This is a genomic window from Clostridium sartagoforme, from assembly GCF_004794105.1.
Taxonomy (GTDB): Bacteria; Bacillota; Clostridia; order Clostridiales; family Clostridiaceae; genus Clostridium; species Clostridium sartagoforme_B.
This window is the reverse complement of sequence record NZ_SRYR01000002.1, coordinates 234,484-257,233: the sequence shown is the minus strand read 5'-3', so window position 1 is coordinate 257,233 and position 22,750 is coordinate 234,484. Positions and strand designations below refer to the sequence as shown.

20 protein-coding genes and 1 other annotated feature are annotated in these 22,750 nt (G+C 29.0%); of the genes, 6 read left to right on the top strand and 14 right to left on the bottom strand.

Going from position 1 to position 22,750, the window contains the following annotated elements:
• The first annotated feature begins 122 nt into the window (after positions 1-122).
• Positions 123-1,127: a tetratricopeptide repeat-containing glycosyltransferase gene (locus tag E5347_RS08180; protein WP_136006267.1), complete on the top strand. Its 1,005-nt coding sequence runs from the start codon at positions 123-125 to the stop codon at positions 1,125-1,127.
• A gap of 144 nt (positions 1,128-1,271) precedes the next feature.
• Here the strand turns inward: E5347_RS08180 and E5347_RS08175 are convergent, their stop codons facing one another.
• Positions 1,272-1,520, bottom strand: coding sequence for a TIGR04540 family protein (locus tag E5347_RS08175; protein WP_136006266.1), 249 nt, complete (start codon positions 1,518-1,520; stop codon positions 1,272-1,274).
• 269 nt (positions 1,521-1,789) lie between these two features.
• On the opposite strand from E5347_RS08175, the gene ahpC reads away from it, so the two are divergent.
• On the top strand, positions 1,790-2,353 hold the full coding sequence (gene ahpC / locus E5347_RS08170) for an alkyl hydroperoxide reductase subunit C (protein WP_136006264.1): 564 nt from the start codon (positions 1,790-1,792) through the stop codon (positions 2,351-2,353).
• Between the two features lie 271 nt (positions 2,354-2,624).
• Positions 2,625-4,283: an FAD-dependent oxidoreductase gene (locus tag E5347_RS08165; RefSeq protein WP_136006263.1), complete on the top strand. Its 1,659-nt coding sequence runs from the start codon at positions 2,625-2,627 to the stop codon at positions 4,281-4,283.
• 672 nt (positions 4,284-4,955) lie between these two features.
• Here the strand turns inward: E5347_RS08165 and E5347_RS08160 are convergent.
• The 9 genes from E5347_RS08160 to E5347_RS08125 form a co-directional block, all read right to left on the bottom strand.
• On the bottom strand, positions 4,956-6,260 hold the full coding sequence (locus E5347_RS08160) for a dicarboxylate/amino acid:cation symporter (protein WP_136006261.1): 1,305 nt from the start codon (positions 6,258-6,260) through the stop codon (positions 4,956-4,958).
• Positions 6,261-6,538: 278 nt separating this feature from the next.
• Positions 6,539-6,768: a binding site (T-box leader), on the bottom strand.
• Positions 6,769-6,956: 188 nt separating this feature from the next.
• The gene (locus E5347_RS08155; protein WP_136006260.1) at positions 6,957-7,997 is read right to left on the bottom strand and encodes a galactose ABC transporter substrate-binding protein; all 1,041 of its coding nucleotides are present in this window, start codon (positions 7,995-7,997) and stop codon (positions 6,957-6,959) included.
• Between the two features lie 22 nt (positions 7,998-8,019).
• Entirely contained in the window at positions 8,020-8,994 is a 975-nt protein-coding gene (locus E5347_RS08150) for a substrate-binding domain-containing protein (RefSeq protein ID WP_136006258.1), read from the bottom strand.
• On the bottom strand, positions 8,994-10,787 hold the full coding sequence (locus E5347_RS08145) for a sensor histidine kinase (RefSeq protein WP_136006257.1): 1,794 nt from the start codon (positions 10,785-10,787) through the stop codon (positions 8,994-8,996). Before E5347_RS08145 ends, E5347_RS08150 begins: the two co-directional genes overlap by 1 nt.
• A gap of 8 nt (positions 10,788-10,795) precedes the next feature.
• On the bottom strand, positions 10,796-12,382 hold the full coding sequence (locus tag E5347_RS08140) for a response regulator (protein ID WP_136006255.1): 1,587 nt from the start codon (positions 12,380-12,382) through the stop codon (positions 10,796-10,798).
• A 185-nt stretch (positions 12,383-12,567) separates the two neighbouring features.
• Positions 12,568-12,732 carry a hypothetical protein gene (locus E5347_RS16850; RefSeq protein ID WP_168354930.1) on the bottom strand — a complete coding sequence of 55 codons (165 nt, stop codon included), beginning with the start codon at positions 12,730-12,732 and terminating at the stop codon, positions 12,568-12,570.
• Positions 12,733-12,749: 17 nt separating this feature from the next.
• Positions 12,750-13,775 (bottom strand): galactose/methyl galactoside ABC transporter permease MglC, encoded by a 1,026-nt coding sequence (gene mglC, locus E5347_RS08135; protein WP_136006254.1) that lies wholly within the window; start codon positions 13,773-13,775, stop codon positions 12,750-12,752.
• A 16-nt stretch (positions 13,776-13,791) separates the two neighbouring features.
• Positions 13,792-15,291 (bottom strand): galactose/methyl galactoside ABC transporter ATP-binding protein MglA, encoded by a 1,500-nt coding sequence (mglA, locus tag E5347_RS08130; RefSeq protein WP_136006252.1) that lies wholly within the window; start codon positions 15,289-15,291, stop codon positions 13,792-13,794.
• A gap of 194 nt (positions 15,292-15,485) precedes the next feature.
• A complete protein-coding gene (locus tag E5347_RS08125; RefSeq protein ID WP_136006251.1) occupies positions 15,486-16,505 on the bottom strand; it encodes a galactose ABC transporter substrate-binding protein in 1,020 nt (339 codons plus the stop codon).
• Between the two features lie 223 nt (positions 16,506-16,728).
• Here E5347_RS08125 and E5347_RS08120 point away from each other — a divergent pair, with 223 nt between their 5' ends.
• From E5347_RS08120 to E5347_RS08110, 3 genes are all read left to right on the top strand, one after another.
• Entirely contained in the window at positions 16,729-17,631 is a 903-nt protein-coding gene (locus tag E5347_RS08120; RefSeq protein ID WP_136006250.1) for a prenyltransferase, read from the top strand.
• A 61-nt stretch (positions 17,632-17,692) separates the two neighbouring features.
• Positions 17,693-18,262 carry a LemA family protein gene (locus tag E5347_RS08115; RefSeq protein ID WP_136006248.1) on the top strand — a complete coding sequence of 190 codons (570 nt, stop codon included), beginning with the start codon at positions 17,693-17,695 and terminating at the stop codon, positions 18,260-18,262.
• 2 nt (positions 18,263-18,264) lie between these two features.
• Positions 18,265-19,074, top strand: a complete 810-nt coding sequence (locus E5347_RS08110; protein ID WP_136006247.1) for a TPM domain-containing protein — start codon at positions 18,265-18,267, stop codon at positions 19,072-19,074.
• 114 nt (positions 19,075-19,188) lie between these two features.
• Here E5347_RS08110 and E5347_RS08105 read toward each other — a convergent pair whose 3' ends face one another.
• The 4 genes from E5347_RS08105 to E5347_RS08090 form a co-directional block, all read right to left on the bottom strand.
• A complete protein-coding gene (locus E5347_RS08105) occupies positions 19,189-20,355 on the bottom strand; it encodes an AI-2E family transporter (protein WP_136006246.1) in 1,167 nt (388 codons plus the stop codon).
• 133 nt (positions 20,356-20,488) lie between these two features.
• Complete coding sequence (gene zupT, locus E5347_RS08100) at positions 20,489-21,286, bottom strand: zinc transporter ZupT (protein ID WP_136006244.1); 798 nt, start codon at positions 21,284-21,286, stop codon at positions 20,489-20,491.
• 174 nt (positions 21,287-21,460) lie between these two features.
• Positions 21,461-22,198, bottom strand: a complete 738-nt coding sequence (locus E5347_RS08095) for a hypothetical protein (RefSeq protein ID WP_136006241.1) — start codon at positions 22,196-22,198, stop codon at positions 21,461-21,463.
• Between the two features lie 74 nt (positions 22,199-22,272).
• Positions 22,273-22,503: a hypothetical protein gene (locus tag E5347_RS08090; RefSeq protein ID WP_136006239.1), complete on the bottom strand. Its 231-nt coding sequence runs from the start codon at positions 22,501-22,503 to the stop codon at positions 22,273-22,275.
• Between the last annotated feature and the right edge of the window lie 247 nt (positions 22,504-22,750).

Here is a 22,750-nt window from a genome sequence, read left to right as displayed (position 1 = left end):
AATCACCTTAAATAAGTAATTTAAAGTAGAATTTAATAAAAATATGAATTTTTCTATTATTAGCAGATTTATTTATTTATCATATTTTATAATGTACAACTTTTACTGGAGGAAATTTTATTTTGAATACCTTAAGTGTTTGTATTATAAGTGATAACGAAGAATCTAACTTAACTAGATGCTTAAAAAGCTTAGAAGAAATTGCAGACGAGATAATTTTAATAGATATTGGATTTACAGACTATACATCAAGAATTGCAGAAAGATTTAATGCTAAGGTAATAAAATTTCCTTGGAATAATAATTATAGTTCTGCAAGAAATAAGGCCCTAGAGGTTGCAAAAATGGATTGGATACTTTCAATAAATTCTAATGAATCTCTAGATACTTCTCAAATTAATAATTTAAAGAAGATTCTAAGTAAATCATCTTATCTTGGATATAAATTAAAAGTAATTAACATTATAGATAATAAAAATTTTGATGGAGGTTATTTTTTAAGAATCATAAGAAATAAATCAGGTTTCTACTATAAAGGTAGGATAAATGAAGTTCTTTATAATAAAAATGATTACCTAAATAAAATTAAAAATACAGATTACTATATATATAATTTTTCTCTTAATGATGATAATAGTAATGTTTTAGAAAATTCTAATAGCCGCATATCAATATATGAAAAATATGAAACTAAAGAAAAAGATATTATATACTATTACAATTTAGGAAATGAATACTATATTATAAGAAATTATAACTCTGCTATAGAAAACTATCTTATTTCTATAAGCTTAAGTACTAACTTCTATATTAATTCATATTTAAATCTACTTATTATAAAATCCTACTATAATATGAAGGAATATAAAAAAGCTATAGAATTTTATAACAAAAATGATTATAGATATTTTAGAGAAACTTATCTTCTTATTAGTTTTTGCTTTAAAATAGAAAATGATATAGATAAATATAAAGAATATATGAAAAGCTATTTAATTAAAGCTGAAACCAATATTCTCATAGGATTTAGTTTAGAATATCTTAATTCTAATAACATATTATTGGAGTCTTTCGGTTTTAATATTAGTAATTTATTAGAATACTTTAGTGCTAACTATAAAATTTAATTCTATATAATAAATAAAGGAAGAGCAAAAACTCTTCCTTTACTAAATGTATCTATAATTTTAGTAGTTCAATCTTAGTGGAACTTTATAGTTCTATAAAATGAATTCTATATTATTTAATCTTTTGTTATTCTAAATTTTTATCTAATTCTTTTTCTCTAGAATTTGTTCTAAAACATTTAATCTAGTTTTTCCTAGGATTTGTTTAGGCTTTTTAGCTATCTCTCCATCTTTGTAAAACTTGTTCTTATTTGCTTGAATTACTGAAAATATCTTCTCTTCTAAATCTTCATCTTCAATATTTCCTTCAAAATAATTATCTATGTAGTTTCTCAAAGCATAGCTTAGTTCCTCTTGATTTTTATAATATAGTCTAATTCCACCCTTATTCAAGAATATTATCCTCCCTAAAAAATCTACTTTTAAATATATTTTATACCAAATATATCTAGTTTACAACCTGATTTAGAATTCTTAATTTTTATTTAATTATTATTTGCATTTATAAGTCACATTTAAGAAATAATACTTAATGAATACGTCATTTTAGCTGAATAATAAAAATTATCAATTATTTTACCAAAAACTGTTGACAAATTATTAAATAATAATTATTATTAATACATAGAGAATATTAAAAAAGATTTTAGGAGGAAAAATTTATGTCATTAATAGGAAAAAAAATTGAGGATTTTAAGGTTCAAGCTTATCATAATGGAAAGTTTGTAGAAGTATCAAATGAAGATGTTTTAGGAAAGTGGGGAGTTTTCTTCTTCTATCCAGCAGACTTCACATTTGTTTGCCCAACTGAATTAGGAGATTTAGCTGATCACTACAATAGCTTTAAAGAAATTGGAGCTGAAATTTATTCAGTATCAGAAGATTCACACTTTGTTCACAAAGCATGGGCTGATACAACTGAAACTATTGGAAAGATTAAATATCCAATGTTAGCTGACCCAACTGGAAAGTTAGCAAGATTCTTTGAAGTTCTTATCGAAGAAGAAGGTATGGCTTTAAGAGGAACATTTATAGTTGATCCAGATGGTGTTATCCAAGCTTATGAAGTTCACCAAAACGGAATCGGTAGAAATGCTGAGGAGTTATTAAGAAAAGTTCAAGCTGCTCAATTCGTAAGAGAACATGGTGATGAAGTTTGTCCAGCAAACTGGACTCCAGGCGCTGATACTTTAGTACCAAGCTTAGATTTAGTAGGAAAACTTTAATATATAACATATGGGGAGTTTACTCCCCTTATAAAGTGATTCTTATCTTTAGGTGGAGTTTTCTTAATAGGAATACCCTACTCCATCTGAAGGTTAGAAGAACTAATCCAGGCGCGTAGCAGTGCTTAGCTCCAACTTATAGAAGGTGGGAGTGTTAGCAATGGTAGCGATCAGATAAAAACTTAGCGAGGTAAACTCGCTATTTTTTTAACAAATAACGGATAATAATTATTAGCTAATAATGGCGTAATTAGAATATAGGAGGATTATTATGAATAATATATATGATTTACTTATAATTGGTGGTGGGCCTGCTGGGTTATCTGCTGGATTATATGCTGGAAGGGCTAGACTTAAAACTCTAATCATAGAAAAAGAACATACAGGTGGTCAAATAGCAAGTACTGCTGAGGTTGTGAACTACCCTGGAATTGTTAAGACTACTGGTCCAGATTTAACTAATCAAATGAGAATGCAAGCTGAAAACTTCGGAGTTAAGTTCCAAACAGCTGATGTAATAGGTGTTGACTTTGAAGGAGAAATTAAGACAGTTAAAACTAGCTCTGTTGATATTCAAGGAAGAGCTGTAATAATCGCTACTGGTGCTTCACCTAGAAAACTAGGTTTCCCTGGTGAAATAGAGTACGGTGGTAGAGGTGTTGCTTACTGCTCCACTTGTGATGGTGAGTTCTTTAAAGGTCTAGAAGTTTTAGTTATAGGCGCAGGTTTTGCTGCTGCTGAAGAAGCTATATACCTAACTAGGTTTGCTAAAAAGGTTATTATTATAGCAAGAGAACCTGAATTTACTTGTGCTAAATCTATAGGTGATAAGGTAAAGGCTAATAAGAATATTGAAATAAGATTTAATACTGAAGTAGTTGAAGCCGTTGGTGACGATGTTTTAAGATCTGTAAAACTTATAAATAATGTTACTAACGAAAGATCTGAATACTTTCCACCAAAAGAAGATGGAACATTTGGTATATTCGTTTTCGTAGGATATCAACCACAAACAGATGTATTTAAAGGTAAAATAGATATGGATAGATGGGGTTATATTCTTACAGATGAGAATATGCAAACTAACATTAAAGGTGTTTATGCCGCTGGTGATTTAAGACCTAAGATGTTAAGACAAGTAGTTACAGCCGTTGCTGATGGTGCTATCGCTGCAACAGATGCTGAAAGATACGTAGCTTCTGAAAAAGAAAGACTTGGAATAGTTGAAGAAGAAGTTATTGAAGAAAAAGTTGAAACAAAAGAAGAATCTCCAAAGCTTAGCTCAAAACCTGGTAAAAGTTCACTTCTAAACGATAATTTAAGAACTCAATTAAAGGGTGTATTATCTAAATTTGAAAATAATATTTCACTTGTTTCGATTGTAGATGAAAGTAATGCTAAGTCTATAGAATTAAGAGATTTAGTTCTAGATATTGCTGACTTAGGTGATAAAGTTGAAGCTATCATCTATAAAAAAGGTGAAAACCCAGAAATTGAAGAAAAAGTTCATGCTGATAAATACCCAATAGTTGCTATACTAAATAAAGATGGTGATTATGCTGGTGTTAAATTCCATGGTGTTCCAGGAGGTCATGAATTAAATTCCTTTATATTAGCTATGTATAATGTAGCTGGACCTGGTCAAGCACTAGAAGAATCAATACTTAATGAAATAAAGTCAATTGATAGAAAAGTTAATATTAAGGTTGGAGTATCACTTTCTTGTCATGTATGCCCAGATGTTGTTGTAGCTGCTCAAAAAATTGCTATTGAAAATCCAAATATAGAAACTGAAATGTTGGATTTATCAAACTTCCCAGAACTTAAGAGTAAACACAAAATAATGAGTGTACCAGCTATAATAGTTGATGACTCAAAGGTTTACTTCGGTGGCAAAAAGCTACAAGATATTTTAAACTTAATTAAATAAATTAATATTAATTATAACTACAAAAAGGGGCTGTTAAACAAACATCCCCTTTTACATAATCCTTTAAAATTATATTCTAATCATTTAGTGCTAATTTTTTAGTGCTAATTATTAGCTATAAAAAACAAATCTATATCATATTGAATATTACGTTCAATATGATATAGCTTTTTTTATATTAATGTACTCTGCCTCTCCTCTGCTTGCACATCTTATGCTGTTTTAACTTCTCTTTTTTCATATTATCCTCTTTCATATGTATGCAATTTTCGTCTTTATCAGTTTTAGAAAAGCTATTTCTAGCTTAACATCTCTTACAATATTTTTCTATGAAGATACTTAAATATATGCCTTCTATATATACATATATTAATATCTTATATAAAGTTTTATGTATAAAATTTCATCTATGATTGAATGTTTTCTACTATTAGCATACTACGCTTTATAATTCTCTGTATAATCTAACTCATCTGTAATATTATAATAAATCTTACTGAATCATTATTAGGTATAATATATTCATTACAATTGGGGAAACCTATTTGATGAATAGATATAATTTTGTTTTTCATGATTTTATTATGCTCAAAAAAGAGGATTCAAAATACGAATCCTCTTTTCATTTATGCCAGTATCAAAATTTAATTTCGTATAGACCCTTTTCTATACTTATACTACTTGCTTTTCAGCCTTATCTAACTTTCTCTTCTCTGTTTCATCTACTACTACTGCTGCTACTGCTGATCCAGTTACGTTAGTTAATGTTCTCATCATATCTATTACTGCATCTACTGCCATTACCATTGCCATACCTTCTACTGGTAACCCTGCTGTTGATAGTACAACTGTTGTTGACATAGTTGCTGCTCCAGGTACCCCTGCTATACCTATTGAAGATATTATAGTCGTTAGTATTATTAAGAAGTAATGATATGCACTTAAATCTACATTAAATACATTTGCTACAAATACCGCTACTATTGCTGGATATAAACCACCACATGCATTCATTCCAATTGTTGATCCAAGTGGAGCTACAAAGCTTGCTATATTTTCTGATACCTTAGCATTTTCAACTAAGCTTTTTATAGTTACTGGTAATGTTCCATAACTACTTTGGCTAGTAAATGCTACAACTTGTGCTGGGAAAATATCTTTAAAGAATTTAATTGGATTCTTCCTAGCCACAAATGCTACTAATGGTGTGTGTACTAATATTATTTGTAATAAACAAGCTATATAAACTGCTGCAATAACTGCTATTAATGATTTCAAAGTATCTATTCCATTTTTTGCTGCTGCTGTTGCTATTAATGCAAATACACCATAAGGTATAAATTTTAGTACAATTCTTGTTATTCCTAATACTAGTTCATAAGCTGATAATATAACATCTTTGAAAGCTTTAATTTTTTCAGGATTTTTATTATCTTCTATAACTAAAGCTATTGCTACGAATAATGAGAAAATAACTACTGGTATTATTTGATTATTAACGATTGAAGCTATTGGGTTTGAAGGTAGAAAATCTAAAATAACCTTTGAGAAAGATGGTATTTCTCTAGCTGTAAAGCCTTCAACACCTACATAAGATAATCCTTGTCCAAGATTAAATAATTTTCCTATAACTAACCCTATTGCTGCTGCTATTCCTGTTGTTCCAAGTAATATACCTAATGTTTTAAAACCAATTGCTTTTAATGTATCTAGATTTTTTAATCTAAGAATACTTGTTATTATTGATACCATAACTAATGGTACAACTATCATTTTAATTAAAGATATATATCCCTTACCTACTACCTCTAAATAAGAAGCACTATCCTTGAAAAATACACCTATAGCTAGTCCTAAAGCTAATGCTGTTAAAGTTGCAAATGAAAACTTATTTGTTTTAGCTTTTACTAAATAAATTAAATAAAATGCTGCTAATGATAAAACTATTGATACAATTAAATTAATATTGATATTCATATTATTCCTCCTATTATAAATTGATACTTTAAATATTTATTTGTTTACGAATCTCCGCATATTGACTCTTTAGCTAATTACGTTTTTTAATTAGTTAATAATTTTCTTTCCTTTAGAATAAAATAATGAACCTAACAGGTTTACTTGTTCTTTCCTTTTTCTCCAAAGTATTCTTAATTTATATATGCTAAGTGAAAATAGTTCTGAAGCTATGATAACCCCTTTATAAAAAATTATTCATACCTCCATAAAAAACAAAAAATCCCCTGCCCTGTAATTACAGAGGCAGAAGATCATCTTCCACGGTTCCACTCTGATTAGATATAAAATCCATCTCATCTTAGGTACAAAATACCCTATCTCTATAATGGGAGAACCCATAACCCCCTACTCTTTTCAAGGATTAAACTCAAAGGTGCACTTCATTAACAATATTATAGGTTATCTCAGCAAATTAACCCTCTCTTTAATAATACTTATTAACTACTCTCCTCATCTTAGTTTTATTCATATCGGAATACTATGATTTAATTATAATCATTTTTATTTTCCTTGTCAATAGAATAGTATATATTAAATATGTATTTGAAAGAATATTTAATATATAAATTTTATTTATATTTAATCACACAAAAAAGACATTATAACACTATTTAATATACAGTGTTATAACATCCCTCTCAATATTTTTCTTTATTATTTTAAATATTCATCTACATTATCTATAGTTACTTTAGTATGTGGTAACTTTTTATATTTACCATTTTCCATATCACCTATATTTTCTAAAGAACCACCTTGTGCTACATCTATTGCTATGTCAAAAATAGCTTCTGCTTGAGCATTTGCATCACTTATAACAGTTCCTGTCATCTCTCCAGCTTTTATTGATTCCATAGATTCTTTAATTCCATCTATACCAACAACTATAGGCTTTTTAATTAAGTCGCTATTGGAATTTATCGCATACATAGCTCCTAAAGCCATAACATCATTATTACTAAAGACTACTTCTATATTATTCCCGAACTCTTTAATCCATTGGGTCATTTTACTATTTGCCTGATCACTTTGCCAATTAGCGCTATCATCTGCTAACTTTTCTAATTGTATTCCCTTTTCATTCAGAGATTTAATACAATACTCTGTCCTTATAAGTGCATCCTGGTGACCAGGTTCCCCCTCTAGCATAACATATTGAATTATTCCATCTTTATTCTTATCATATAATTCCTTATTAGAAATCCATTGTTCAGATACAATATCTGCTTGTAATCTAGCAGATTGTTCTGCTTGTGCTCCTACATAATAAACCTTATTCCATCTATTCATATCCTCTTCTACAGGTTCTCTATTAAAAAAAATTAATGGAATATCTGCAGACTTCGCTTTATCTATTATTGTAGCTGCTGCTGTTCTATCAACTAAATTAACACATATTGCATCATAATCTTGATTTATAAACTTATCAATTTGATTTCCTTGATTTAATGTACTTCCTTTTGCATCTACGAACTCAAGGAAAATCTTAAAATCATAATTACTTTCATTTTCCTTAACTATTTCTTCTAAGTTATCCGAAATTGTAGATATAAAAACATCATCTTCCCTATATAATGTTACTCCAATCCTAATTTCTTTCTTAGACTTAAGGCTCCCACTATTCCCACATCCCACTATCAAGGTAGATATAATTATTAAGCTAAGTATATTTAAAATTTTCTTACCTTTTATCACAATACCCTCCTATTAAAAATACTTATCTAGCAATAGGAAATAACATTTTTTGATTTTCCTTAGAATACATATTATCGCTATTTATTAAGGTTGATACAATATTAATTTTACTGTCAAGCTTCTTATTTTCTATCCTAGAAACAGCTGTTTTTATACTTAAATATCCAACATTAAAATCATTCTGCATTGCAGTTGCGTCTACTATATTTTCTTCTATCAAAGAAATTATAGTACTAGTTCTCCCTGTTCCATATATCTCGATGTCTGCTTCTATATTAGTATTATTAATTATATATTTCTTTGCCCTACCTAAAGCTTCTAATACACTTGGCTCAAAGGCTACTAATACCTGCCCCTCTTTCTCTTCAATTATACTTCTGACTTTACTATATAATTTTGAATCATCTGTAGGTAAATCTACTACATCATAAGTATTCTTACTATTACTTATTTCATCTATAAACCCATCATACCTATCACTAATACTACTACAACTTAAATCACTTTTTGCAATAATTATTCTATTTCTTGTATTTCCATTTCTCAATATCTCTTCTGCTAAGCTTTGTCCTAGTTCGTAATTATCACAAGAAATATAAGGTATATCTTGTTTTGTATCTATAGTAGATTCAAATAATACTATTGGTGTTTTTTTATTTATATTTTCTATAGTGGTTGATAGCTCTGTATAATCTGCTGGAGATATAATAATAGCATCTGCTCCTGAACTTATTTCCCTCTGAAGATAATCCTGTTGTTCCTCAACACTGTTTTCTTCAAGTAAAGTTATAAATCTAAGATTCACATTCATTTCTAAAGAAGCTTGTTCCATACCAGCCTTCATAATGCTCCACTCTTCACTATTCCTCCCCCTAATTATTACTGCTACATCATATATAACAACTTCTTTTTTGCCACCTTCTCTAATTAAAAGTAATGAGGATGATAATACCATTAAAAATAAGATGATAAATACTGTTTTCTTCTTTATTCTCATTACTTTGCCTCCCTTATACTCTCAAACTCTATTGATGGCATATGAATTCTAATTGTAGTCCCTTCATCAGGCTCACTATAAACCTCTAATCCATATTCTTCTCCAAAGTATAACTTAATTCTTTCGTGTACATTTTTTAAACCTATTCCTGAACCTTTTCTTTGCTGATTATTTACTTCTTCAGTTAAAAGCTTGTCCGCTACTTCTTGCAACATACCTAATCCATTGTCAATAATATCTATATATAAATCTTCATTTTTTTTATAAGATTTTACTAATATATCGCCTTCACCACTCATATATTCCATACCATGATAAATAGCATTTTCTATAAGTGGTTGTATTATCAGTTTAATGCTTGTTAAATCTAATGTTTCTTCGTCAGCCTCGATACTATAACTAAATTTATTTTTATATCTTATATTTTGTATAGTTAAGTAATTTCTTGCATGTTCTAATTCATCTCTTACTGTAATTACATTTTTTCCTTTACTTAAACTAATCCTAAAGAATCTAGCTAATGCAGTAACCATTATTATTGCACCATCATAATTTTCATTTTCAATCATCCAAATTATAGAGTCTAGAGTGTTATATAAAAAATGTGGATTAATCTGAGCTTGAAGTGCATTTAACTCACTTTTTCTTTTTGCTTCTTGCTCTATCATTATATTTTCCATAAGTAAATTCATCTGATTAACCATAGATTTTATTGCCTTTGCTAAATGTTGTATTTCATAAGATCCATTTTCAGGTATATTTAAGCTTACTACCCCACTTTCAAACTCTTTAACAGCTTTCTCTAAAGCTCTTATAGGATTTGCTATCCTAGATGATACAAACATATTAATTGATATTAAAATAAATATTGCAAAAATCATAATAAATATTGCGAAAACTCTAAATTCATAGTAGCCTGCTGTAACATCTGACATTGGTGATATTGCAACTAATTTCCATCCAGTATACCCAACAGTCTTTACAGTAACTAACCTTTTATTCCCTTCAAAATTTTCAATATGATTACCATCTTCAAATTTAGCTGCTTCATAATTATTTTCAGTAATTAAGTTAGAGTAAATAAGTTGCTGCCTAGGATGATAAATTATTTCTCCATCAGTATCTATAAGATATACATATCCATTTTTGCTTACTTCAACATTTTTGCATATCTGCTCTATTCCACTAAAATTCATATCTACTAAAAGTACTCCACTACTAGTTTTTCCGCTTTTAGTTATTTCTACAGCCCTACTTAAAGATACTACCCATGTGTATTTATAGTTAGGATCATAAAACAAATTCTGAACATGAGGGGTTGAGAAATGTAAGTTTTCTTTTTTATTTTTTGCATTTTGAAACCAATCATTATTTCTAGGATCTATATTGCTTTTTAACTGTTGAAGTGGATATGAATCTATTATTTCACCATATTCAGAAAATAAAGTAATACTTATTAAATTATCTTTGTTGGCTTCGTAAATTAAATCCATTTCCTTTTTTATATTTTCAACTGCCATATCTGTCTTTTTAATAGCCCGGTAATAAATAGTATCAGAAATTTTCATCATATTTCTTAAGTAGCTATCTAAATTCAAATTTACTTGTTCTATAATTGCTTGATTGTTCTTAGAAACTACTTCTTCAGTAGAATTTAAAAACCTTAAATATAATGCTCCTCCAACTACTATCATTCCTGCAACAGCCACAATAGTAAATGAAATTGAAATTATATATTGAATACTAGCCTTTTTATAATATTCTTTTAATTTATCCTTTATAAAATTTAGCATATTATTTCTCAATTCTTCCTATATCTAGATGGTGATATTCCAAACTTTTTCTTAAATACGTAACTAAAATAATTTGCTTCTTGATATCCAACCCTTGTAGCTATAATATATGTTTTGTCATCTGTAGTATTTAGTAACTTCACAGCTTCATCAAGTCTCACATCTGTAAGATAATTGACAAAACTCATATCAGTTTCCTTCTTAAAAATTGTAGAAAAATAAGTTGGACTAACATGCAAATTTGAACATAGCTTTTCTACGGATATCTCATAATCACTGTAATTAATCTTTATATATTCTTTAGCTTTTTCTACTAATATCTTTGATGAATTAACTCTTTCCTTCTTAATTATTTCATTTAACATTATTGCTTTTAATATAAACCATTCTTTAATTTCTTCAATAGAATTAAATTCATCTAAGTATGTATAGAAATTAAATTCATCTCCAAAAATATTGTTAACTTCTATATTATGGCTTTGAGTCAATTTAAGCATAGATGTAAGAACTTCCATCAAATAAATTCTATACTTTTCTATTTGAACAAGTGATTCCTCTATCTTTTTAAATATACTCCCAACTGTTTTTCTTATATTATCTTCACCTGAAAGTTTAATAGAATTTAAAAATCTAATTTCATCTTGATCTTCAAATTTAAGTTGAATAGAATTATCTGGTTCTAGATCATCTATATATATTGTTTTCCCATTACCTAGTATTTGCCTATATCCTAAGGCACTTTGTGCTGATCTATAAGAAAACCTTATTTCATTAATATCTTTATATATCCTACCTATTCCTATAGATATTGTACTTCCAAAGACACATTCAAAAATTTTACATACTTCATTTAATCCTTTTATAACTTTCATAATGTTATCCTTTTCATAAAGAGATAACAAAACTACCATTTTATCTAAATAAGGAAAGCTTATAAACTTACAATAATTCTGCATAGTCTCATCTACCATATTTTTAATTGATACTGAAACTAATCCACTATCTTGTTCTTTAGAAATACCATCAATATTTATTATTGCTACGCATAAGTATTGATTTATAAAATCTAATCCCAGCTTTTTCTCATTTTCTTTCCACTGCTCTTTATTAATTCTACCTTCTAAGGCTCCTACTAAAAATTGTTCTCGTATCACTGGTATGCTTTCTAAATAATGTTTTTTTAGAATGTCAGTATTCCTTTTTTCATCATATTCCTTGTCCAATTTTTCTTTTAATCTTTTTAAAACCTCTACAAGTTCAAGAGAATTAATAGGTTTTAATACATATTCAACAACATTTATTTTAATAGCTTGATGAGCATAGTCTAAATCATCTGAACCTGAAAAAATAATTATTTTTGTAGATGGCATTAAATCTATTACTTTTTTCCCAAGCTCCAGGCCATCCATAAAGGGCATTTTAATATCTGTCATTATCACATCTGGATGAAGTCTTTCTGCTAATTCTAAGGCTTCTTGTCCATTTTCTGCATCTCCAACAACTATAAATCCATTTTCTTCCCAATTTATTTTTTTAATAACTCCAAGCCTGATTTCTTCTTCATCATCTACAATAATTAATTTATATAATCCCATAAATAACCTCCAAGTTAATAAAATGAAAATTTAATTTATCAATGCTAAAGTAAAAATTTTCTTAATTTTCAAATTAATTATACCATACTTTATTAAACATTTTCATAAATATTTAAATGCATAAAAATAAGGCGGGTTATAATTAACCCCACCCTATTATATGAACAAAATTTTTCTTTTATACTTTATACCAATACTCCTATTATTAATGATAAAATAAGTAAAGTAATTAATACTACTAAAACCTTATCCATTGTTTTTACTGATACATTCAGATTTCCATAAAGGGTATCCCTCATAGATTTCTTCGGAACTTCTTCTACTTTTTCTTTAATAGCTTCATTTTCCATTATCATCATTCCCTTTATTATTTTTTAGCTATATATTTTCTCACATCTAATGAAACTGCAACTATAATTATTAAGCCTCTAATTATATATTGCCAATATGCATTTACTCCTATGAAGTTTAATCCATAGTTTATTACTTGAAGTAATACTGTACCAATTAATACTCCTGGAATTGTACCAATCCCTCCTGTAAATGATACACCACCAACTACACAAGCAGATATTGCATCTAGTTCATAGTTAAATCCAGTACTAGTAGTAGTTGACCCTGCTCTAGCAGCTTCTAAGAAACCTGCAAGTCCATAAAGTACACCTGAAATTATAAATATAAACATTATGTTCTTTACCAAGTTAACACCTGAAACTGCGGCTGCTTCTGGGTTACCCCCAATAGCAAACATATTTTTACCAAGCTTTGTTTTATTCCATACAAACCACATTATTGCTGCAACAATTGCAAGATAAAATACTAAGTAAGGTATTTCTACACTACCTAATTTTAAATAACCATTAACAAAAGAAGTGTATCTTTCATCTAAGTTAGCAACTGGTTGAGCTCCTAGTGGTGGCCTATCAATATATAGACAAGATGCCCCATAGGCTATAAGTTGCGTACCTAAAGTTATAATAAATGCATGAACTTTCAGTTTTGCAACTCCGAATCCATTAATAGCTCCAAATATTCCACCTATTACTATCGCAATAAACATTGGTAATATTAATGGTAGTTCCTCTGTTAGGTTAGGATACATTTTAGCAGCATATGTTGTTGATTGTAATAATGATGCTGATACAATTGCCGTAAAGCCTAAAATACGTCCAGCAGAAAGGTCCGTACCTTGAAGTACTATTAATCCTGCAACACCAAGTGCAAGGATACCACGTGTTGATGCTTGACTTAAAATATTAGTAAAATTCTTTAATGAAAGGAAACCTGGCTCCTTTATTACAAAGAACACTATCATTATAAACAGAACTATATATAGTGCATAATTAAGCAAGAAATTTTGTAAAGATTCTTTATCAAATTTAACTTTATTCATAGGTTCCACCTCTATTCTAAATATATTTAGCAGCCATAGTCATAATATCTTCTTGTGATAATTTATCTGCATCACCTATTCCAGCTACTTTTCCATTTGACATTACAAGTATTCTATCGCAAATTCCTAATAATTCTGGCATTTCGGAAGAAACAACTATAACGCCCTTACCCTTATTTGCTAAATCTATAATAAGTTGATAAATTTCATATTTAGCTCCAACATCTATCCCCCTTGTTGGCTCGTCTAACAATAGTATTTCAGGATTAGTTAAAAGCCATCTTCCTATAATTACTTTTTGTTGATTTCCTCCTGATAAACTTCTAATTAGTGTCTTCTGACTTGGAGTCTTAACCTTCATGCTATCTATTGTCCACTTAGTATCTTCAGTCATTTTCTTATTGTCTAATACTCCATACTTACTATATCCATCTATATTAGCAATCATAGTATTAAACTTAATGTCAAGTTGTCCAAATATCCCATTAGCTCTACGTTCTTCTGTTAATAGAGCAAATCCATTTTTTATTGCTCTACGAGAATCAGTATTATCTACTTTCTTTCCATGAAGCATTATCTCTCCATCATTATGTTTAGCTATTCCAAATATTGTTTCTAATAACTCCGTTCTTTTAGATCCAACTAAGCCTGCAACGCCTAGTATTTCTCCCTTTTTTAATTCAAAGGATACTTCTCTAATTGAAGGCTGATAAGTACCAGTTAAATTTTTAACTTTTAATATAACATCCTCAGGTTTATTGGTCTTTGGTGGAAATCTATGAGTTAAATCACGTCCAACCATTAGCTTTATTATCTTATCTGTTGTAAGATCTTTAGCTGGATTTGTAGCTATCCACTTACCATCACGCATAATTGTCACATCATCAGAAATTTGAAGGATTTCCTCCATCTTATGAGAAATATATATAATACCGCAGCCCTTATCTCTTAATTTATTTATAATTTTAAATAAGTGATTAACTTCTTCATTGGTTAAAGATGATGTAGGCTCGTCCAAAACTAATATTTTAGCATTATATGAAACTGCCTTTGCTATCTCAATCATTTGTCTTTGCGAAACAGAAAGCTTAGCCATCTTTGCTCTTGGATCAACTTCTATTTCTAATTCATCTAATATTTTTTTTGTTTCATCATACATGTCTTTTTCATTAACTACTCCAGCTTTCCCTGGATATCTACCAAGCCAAATATTATCCATAACATTTCTTTGCAAAACTTGGTTTAGCTCTTGGTGAACCATAGCAACACCATTATCCATAGCTTGCTTTGGATTGGAGAATTTACTCTTTACACCATTTATAAATATATCTCCACTATCTTCAATATAAACACCAAACAAGCATTTCATTAAAGTAGATTTTCCTGCTCCATTTTCTCCCATCAAAGCATGTACAGTTCCTGGCCTTACTTTTAACTGAACCTTATCTAATGCTTTAACACCTGGAAACTCTTTGCAAATATCTATCATCTCAAGAACATACTTTGTATCTGCCATAACCTTTTCACCACTTTTCTATTATTTATTAAACTGCATAGTGAAGACTCACTATGCAGTTTATATGAAGATTATTTTTATTCTTTAAGAAACTATTTTTACTATAGTTTCTATAAATAAGTTTTAATTATGAAATATCATATCTAAGAAATTCAATCTTATTTCGATATAAAAATATAACATTTAATTTTTTCTTATTTAGTATATTCTTGATATGGAATACGTACTGAAACTCCAGTATCATCGAATTTATATGAAGTTCCATCTATAGCACCCTTACCATCTGCTAAGTTCATTCCAGTTTCATATAATGCTTTAGCCATACCTTCCGCATCTTGAAGAACTGATCCTAACATAAATCCTTTACCTATTAAGTCTTGAGCTGCTGATGTAGCATCAACACCTACAACTGGAATAGTCTTTGCATCATCGCCATTATTATATCCTTGAGCTTGTAATGCAGCTATAGCACCTTGAGCCATACCATCATTATTAGCTATAACAGCTTCAATCTTATCACCAAATCTTGATAACCATGCTTCTGTAGCATTTTGAGCTAGATCATTTTGCCAGTTACAAACTTGAAGTGCTAATTCTTCAGTTTTAATTCCATTATCATTTAAAGTTGAAACTGAATATTCAGTTCTTGCAACTGCTTCTGGATTATCAGGTTCACCCTTTAACATAACATATTGTAAAACTCCATCCCCATTTTTATCTATAGCCTTTGAATCCTTATTCCAGAAATCTGTAAGTATCTTACCTTGCATAACTCCAGCTTCCTTAGCATTAGTTCCAACAAATATAGCTTTATCATATGCCTTTATTGAATCTGTAGCTGGTTCTCTATTAAATAAAACTACTGGCTTTTCAGCTGCTTTAATCTTATCTATTACAGTCGGTGCAGCTCCTGTGTCAACTAAGTTAACTAATAATAAATCCACATCTTTTTGTATTAATGTATCTATACTATCGTTTTGTGTAGCTTGGTCACCTTTTCCATCATAGAAAGTAAATTCAACCTTATCTGGATTTTCACTTTGAATCTTTTCTAAACTTTGACGAACAGTTGAAATATAAGTATCATCAAATTTGTATAATAATACCCCAACCTTCACTTTATCACCTGCTGAGGAATTCCCACAGCCTACTAATGAAGCTGTTACCATAATAGTAGCCATTGCCATTGTAAGTAACTTTTTAATCTTTTTCATATTAACCCTCCACCTCTCATAAATCATTATCACCGATATTGTTTTCGTTTACATTTACTATTATAGAAATATATTCTATTAATTTCCATGCAAAAAACTACACAAATATATCGAAATTCTTAACTGTCATCAATGTTTCAATTAATAATTTTTAAGTTTCTATTTGAAAGAAGTTTTCATTTATGATAAAATTTTAACTTGCAAAAGAATATGAGGTGATTTTTTGAATAAAGACTATGTAATAAAATTTATTAAAGATTCTTGGAAGGCTTTTCGTCCATTTTCCTTGACTCTTGCAATAGGATCTACAACTTTAGGTATAGTTGCTGCTTATAAAATGGGAGCTATCAATTTTTCCAGTTCTAGGGATTTATTATTAGTTATTCTAGTAACAATAGCTGGTCTATTAGCTCAATCTGGAGCTAATTTAGTTAATGATTACTTTGAAGGTAGTTTTAGATATTATAGGCCTAGCGGAAGAAAAGTAAAATTCTTAGGTGTAGATAGAACTTACTTTGATATTTATGTTTTTCTTTGGGCAATGGCCTGTTTTGGACTATCGTCATTAATTGGATTATATTTAATTTACATAACTGATTATAAAATGCTTATAATAGGTTTAATTGGCATATTTGGAGCTTATGCTTATACTGGTGAACCTTTTGTATTTAAAAGAAAAGGCTTAGGAGTTCCAATATCCTTTATAACAATGGGACCATTAATGGTACTTGGTGCTTCTTATCCCTTTACTAAAGAGTTAAGCTTGTATCCAATTCTATTATCATTACCAGCTTCATTTATAATACCAGCTTTAATGATAAGTAATGAAATGAGAGATTTCCAAAGAGATGCTAATTTAAGTCTTGGAACTTTAAGTGTTAGAATAGGTAGTAAGCTTAGCACTTATATTTATAGATTTTTAGTTTTTGGTGCTTATATTTTAACTGCTATATATGTAATGTTAGATTTTTATCCAATTACAACCTTATTAGTATTTATCACTCTACCTATAGCTTTAAAGGCTCATAGAGCAGTATGTAAATTTGAAAAGCTAGGTATTCCATATACTAATAATCTTCATTGGACTTTTACATTACTATTAATAGCTACATTACTAATAGGATAATTTTTAATAACACACTCCTCTTCTACATATACTAATATATATGGAAAGGAGTGTGTTTTTTATGAAAAATGGAGTTAAGATATTGATAGCTGTGATTGTTGTTATAGCTATAATAGCTTTCCCTATAATCTCTAGTTACAATGGCTTAGTAGGTCTTGAACAACAAGTTAATAAGTCAGCTTCTGATATAGATACTCAACTTCAAAGAAGGTCTGACTTAATACCTAATTTAGTTAATACAGTTAAGGGATATGCTACTCAAGAAAAAGATATCTTTACTGATATTGCTAATGCAAGAAGTAAATTATCAGGCGCTACTAATATTTCTGATCAAGCAACTGCAGATAGTGAACTATCAAATGCTTTATCTAGATTACTAGTAGTAGTTGAAAGATATCCTGATTTAAAATCAAATGAAAACTTTAAAGACTTAAGTATTCAATTAGAAGGCACTGAAAATAGAATCGCTGTAGCAAGACAAGACTATAATACTGCAACAACTAATTATAATACTAAATTGAGAAGATTCCCTACTAACATTGTAGCTTCTATCTTTGGATTTGAAGAAAAAGCACTTTACAAAGCAAGTGATAATGCTAGTGAAGTGCCATCAGTAGATTTTACTAGATAACTATGAAGATATTATCTAAGATAAAAGTTCTTTTGTTATCTTCTCTTTTACTATTATTTTTTACTCAAATTGCTTCAGCTGAAATTAACTTCCCTAATCCGACTAATTATAAGTATGTAAATGATTATGCAGGCATATTAACGGAAGATGAAAAAGAAAAAATTATTTCTATCGGTAAAGAATTAGAAGATAAAACTGGTGCTCAAGCCGTTACAGTAATAATAAATAGTACTGATGGTAAACCAATTGAAAGCTATGCTTTAAACCTCTTTAGAACCTGGGGAATTGGAGAAAAGAATAAAGACAATGGTTTATTAATCTTAATTGCTATTGAAGATAGAAATTGGAGAGTTGAAGTAGGCAGAGGATTAGAAGGTGCAATTCCAGATGCCTTAAGTAATAGAGTCATGGACTCTTTAGCTAAAGAGAAATTTAGGACTGAGGAATATGGAACTGGAATAGTTAATAGTTATAGTGCCTTTAGTGATTTAATTGCTGAGGAATATGGAATAACCCTAGATAAATCTTTAAATATATCAATGGAAAATAATAAATATAACTATAATAACATTCCTATTTTCAGTGGTATGGGGATATTTCTAGTACTAATTTTACTTGATTTTATTTTTAATGGAGGTTCCATTACATTACTATTATTAAAAATACTTTTCTTTACTGGTGGTAATAGAAGAGGTGGCAGAGGCGGTCATGGAGGCTTTGGAGGCTTCGGTGGGGGATCTTCTGGTGGTGGAGGCTTCGGTGGCTTCGGAGGTGGTTCTTCCGGTGGTGGAGGCTCCTCAGGTAGTTGGTAAAAAAATAAGAATACATATTATTTATTAGCACTTTAAATTAAAGTATTTAATAGATGATATGTATTCTATAACTTTTCATTCTTAATTTTTCATTGTGCAGCAGCACCAAACTATTTATTTTATATAATCTTTAGTTTCTGTTTTTAGTCCTTTTTTCTTTAATTTATTTTCTATAAAGGTCTTAACTATGGAGTAGAATACTGCAAATAATGGAACTCCAATTATCATACCCACTATTCCTAGTATTTTTCCTGCAACTAAAATAGAAAATAGTACCCAAAATGCAGATATTCCGATTGTATCCCCTAATATCTTAGGTCCAATTACATTTCCATCTAATTGTTGTATAAATAGAATTATTAGTAAGAACCATAAAGCTTGTATTGGCGATACAAATAAAATAATAATAAAGGATGGAATAGCTCCAATAAAAGGTCCAAAGAATGGTATTACATTGGTAATTCCAACTATTACTGAAACTAGAACTGTATAAGGCATTCTAAAGATAGTTAAAATTATAAATGTTAATACTCCAATTATTAAAGAATCAATTATTTTTCCTATTAAAAATCTACCAAATGTATAATTACTTTTATGAACTAATGCTATTATTGATTCAGCTTTACTTTCTGAAAACAAAGCATATGTTATCTTCTTACTTAATGCACATAACTTTTCCTTATCTATTAATAAATAGACTGATACTATAATTCCTAATATTAAATTCCAAATACTTGATGCAGTTCTCGCTAAAAAGGCTCCTATTGCAGGTATTAAATCTGTTACAAAAGATATTACATAGTTAACAAAGCTATTATAATTATCCATTAAAACTTTAGAATACTGCTCTTCAATATTTAAGTTCTTAATTAAATCATTAACAAAACTAGTAGTATTAGAAATATACGTCGGTATATCATTCATTAAACCTATAATAGATTCTGTAACCTGTGGTAGTAAAAACTTAATTACCATACTAATTATAAAAAATGCAGAAATATAAGCTAAAAGTATTGATATTCCTCTTTTAGATTTTAATTTTATTCTCTTTATGTACTTATTTTCAAAAACTTTATTCTCATAAAAATCTAGCAAGAAATTAATTATATATGCTATTGTAAAACCTATTATAAAAGGTTGAAATATAATTAATATTGAATCTAACTTATCTGTAAATATTGAAACTTGAGATATCGCTAAATAAAATAAGATAATGGAAATTGAAACTATAAATGAATATACAGCTATGGTTGTATATTTATTATTCCAATTAATTTTCATAATCTACCTCTCTTTACTGTACTTATTCTATCATTATAATTATAGTCTATTATAACCTATTATTTTATTAATTTTATAAAATTCATAATTTATTAATCTAATTTAACCTAAAAAGGACACTTAGGTGCCCCTTCTAAATAAATAATAAAAGACTTACTGCCATCACTATCATTCCAAGCACTAATCCATAAATAGATAAATGATGCTCACCATACTTTTCAGCTGCTGGTAAAAGTTCATCTAGTGAAATAAAGACCATTATGCCTGCTACCATAGCAAAAATAATTCCAAAAGATAGATCACTAAATATACTTCTTAAAAAGAAATAACCAACTAAAGCCCCAACTGGTTCAGCCATTCCTGAAAGAAAAGAATATAAAAATGCTTTCTTCTTACTTCCAGTTGCATAGTAAATAGGTACAGATACAGATATCCCCTCTGGAATATTATGTATTGCTATTGCTATTGGAATTGCTATTCTCATATCAGTTAAAGCTGAAACAAAGGTAGCAAGTCCCTCTGGAAAGTTGTGTATTGCTATTGCTAATGCTGTAAACTTACCCATCCTAAGAAGTCCAGCATTCTTTTTTGCTTCTTCGTCTGCCTCAGATAGTATCTCCTTAAACTCATGAGGATTTTCCCCACTAGGTACAAACTTGTCTATTATTGCAATTAAAAAAATTCCTAGAAAAAAAGAAATAACTGTTAAATAATTCCCCTGCTTTTCTCCAAGTGCCAATATTAGTGAATCTTTTGCCTTTACAAATATTTCTACCATGGATACATATATCATAACTCCTGCTGAGAATCCTAAACTTACTGATAAAAATTTTCTATTTGTGCTTTTGGCCAAAAATGCTATTAAACTACCAATCCCAGTGGCAAGTCCAGCAAATAAAGTAATTAAAAAAGCTATTGTTACATTATTCATGCATTACCTCCTAATCTATATATACCTTATTTTACACTGGCATATTTTATTTTTCAATTACTATAAATAAAAGAGAGCCCATAATATTATGCTAAATATTATAGTCTCTCTTTTTATTTAATTAAAATATTATAAGATTTAAAGAAAGTAGTTTTCAATTTCATGTTTAAATTTTTATGAACAACTTCTCCAATTTCCATTGTTACCATTACATCTATTATTACAGTCATTATTGGATAAACGTTCATTAATAAATCTTTGCATATCTCTTAAAGCTCTATCATAGCCTTGTCTAAATCCAGCTCTAGATCCTCTTTCAAAACCTTGTCTACATCCATCTTGGAATCCATTTTGATAACCAGCTCTATATCCTCTTCTAAAGCCTTCTCTTAATCCCCTTTGGAAGCTAGCTCTTGCAAGTTCTTCAGCTCTACTTAACCCTCTTTCTAGTCCATCTCTAAATCCATTACGATATCCAACTTTCTTACCATTCTCAAAGCCACAATTATATCCATTAGCAAATCCTTGTGCTAGGCCTTGTCTTAATCCTTTTTCAAACCAACATCTAGTGTCAATAACTCCACATTCATTAGTATTACATCCACATCCTGAATTTCCTCTAGAGAATGCATCAGCTTCACTTGCTGCTAAATCTGCTTCATTTATTCCTAAGCCTGATGGATTTACTCCAAATCCTGCTGAGTTTGCAGTACCAATAGGCTCATTAATAGAGTTAGGATTAAAGTTAAAATTAGTAAAATCATCCGAATCTTCTAATGCTGAAAAATCAAAGTCGTTTTCAAAGTTATTAAAATTAGCATTTTCATCAAAGTTGAAATCCGATCCTCCATCTTGAATTCTATTTAAAATTTCATCAAGATTTCCAGAATTTCTTTCATTATTAGTTCCCATCTTTTTTATCTCCTTGTAATATTGTTATATTACATATTATGCAGATATTACTCTTTTGTTCTTAAATATTAATTCTAATCATTAAGTAAAGATACAACTTCTCTTACTAGTTGTTTAACTCTATCAGGAAGTCTAGAAATAGCTTTTTCTCTCTTTTTTTCATCCTCCATTTGAGCAATTCTTAATACTTCATGTTGAACTCCAGGAATGTTATTAAGTTCTGAAGCTATTCTATTAAATCTGTCAGCAAATCTAGGATCCTGCATCTTGGCTTGGAGCCTCATTATTAAATTATAATTATTCATTATTACTACTCCTAATAATATTTTACTTTATAATATTCATAGTCAATTTTATTTGTGAACTTAAAACATAAATTAGGCGTAAAAGGATGATAGTCTTAAAAAAATAGAGCTGTCACACAAACAGCTCAAATTAACATTAAAAATTAAAAATGAAGAATTATTGATGTAATTCTTACAGAATTACTAAAATTTATTTCTTTTTAAAACCCCTTATGGGGTTTTTTCATTAATTTTTCATTATGCGACA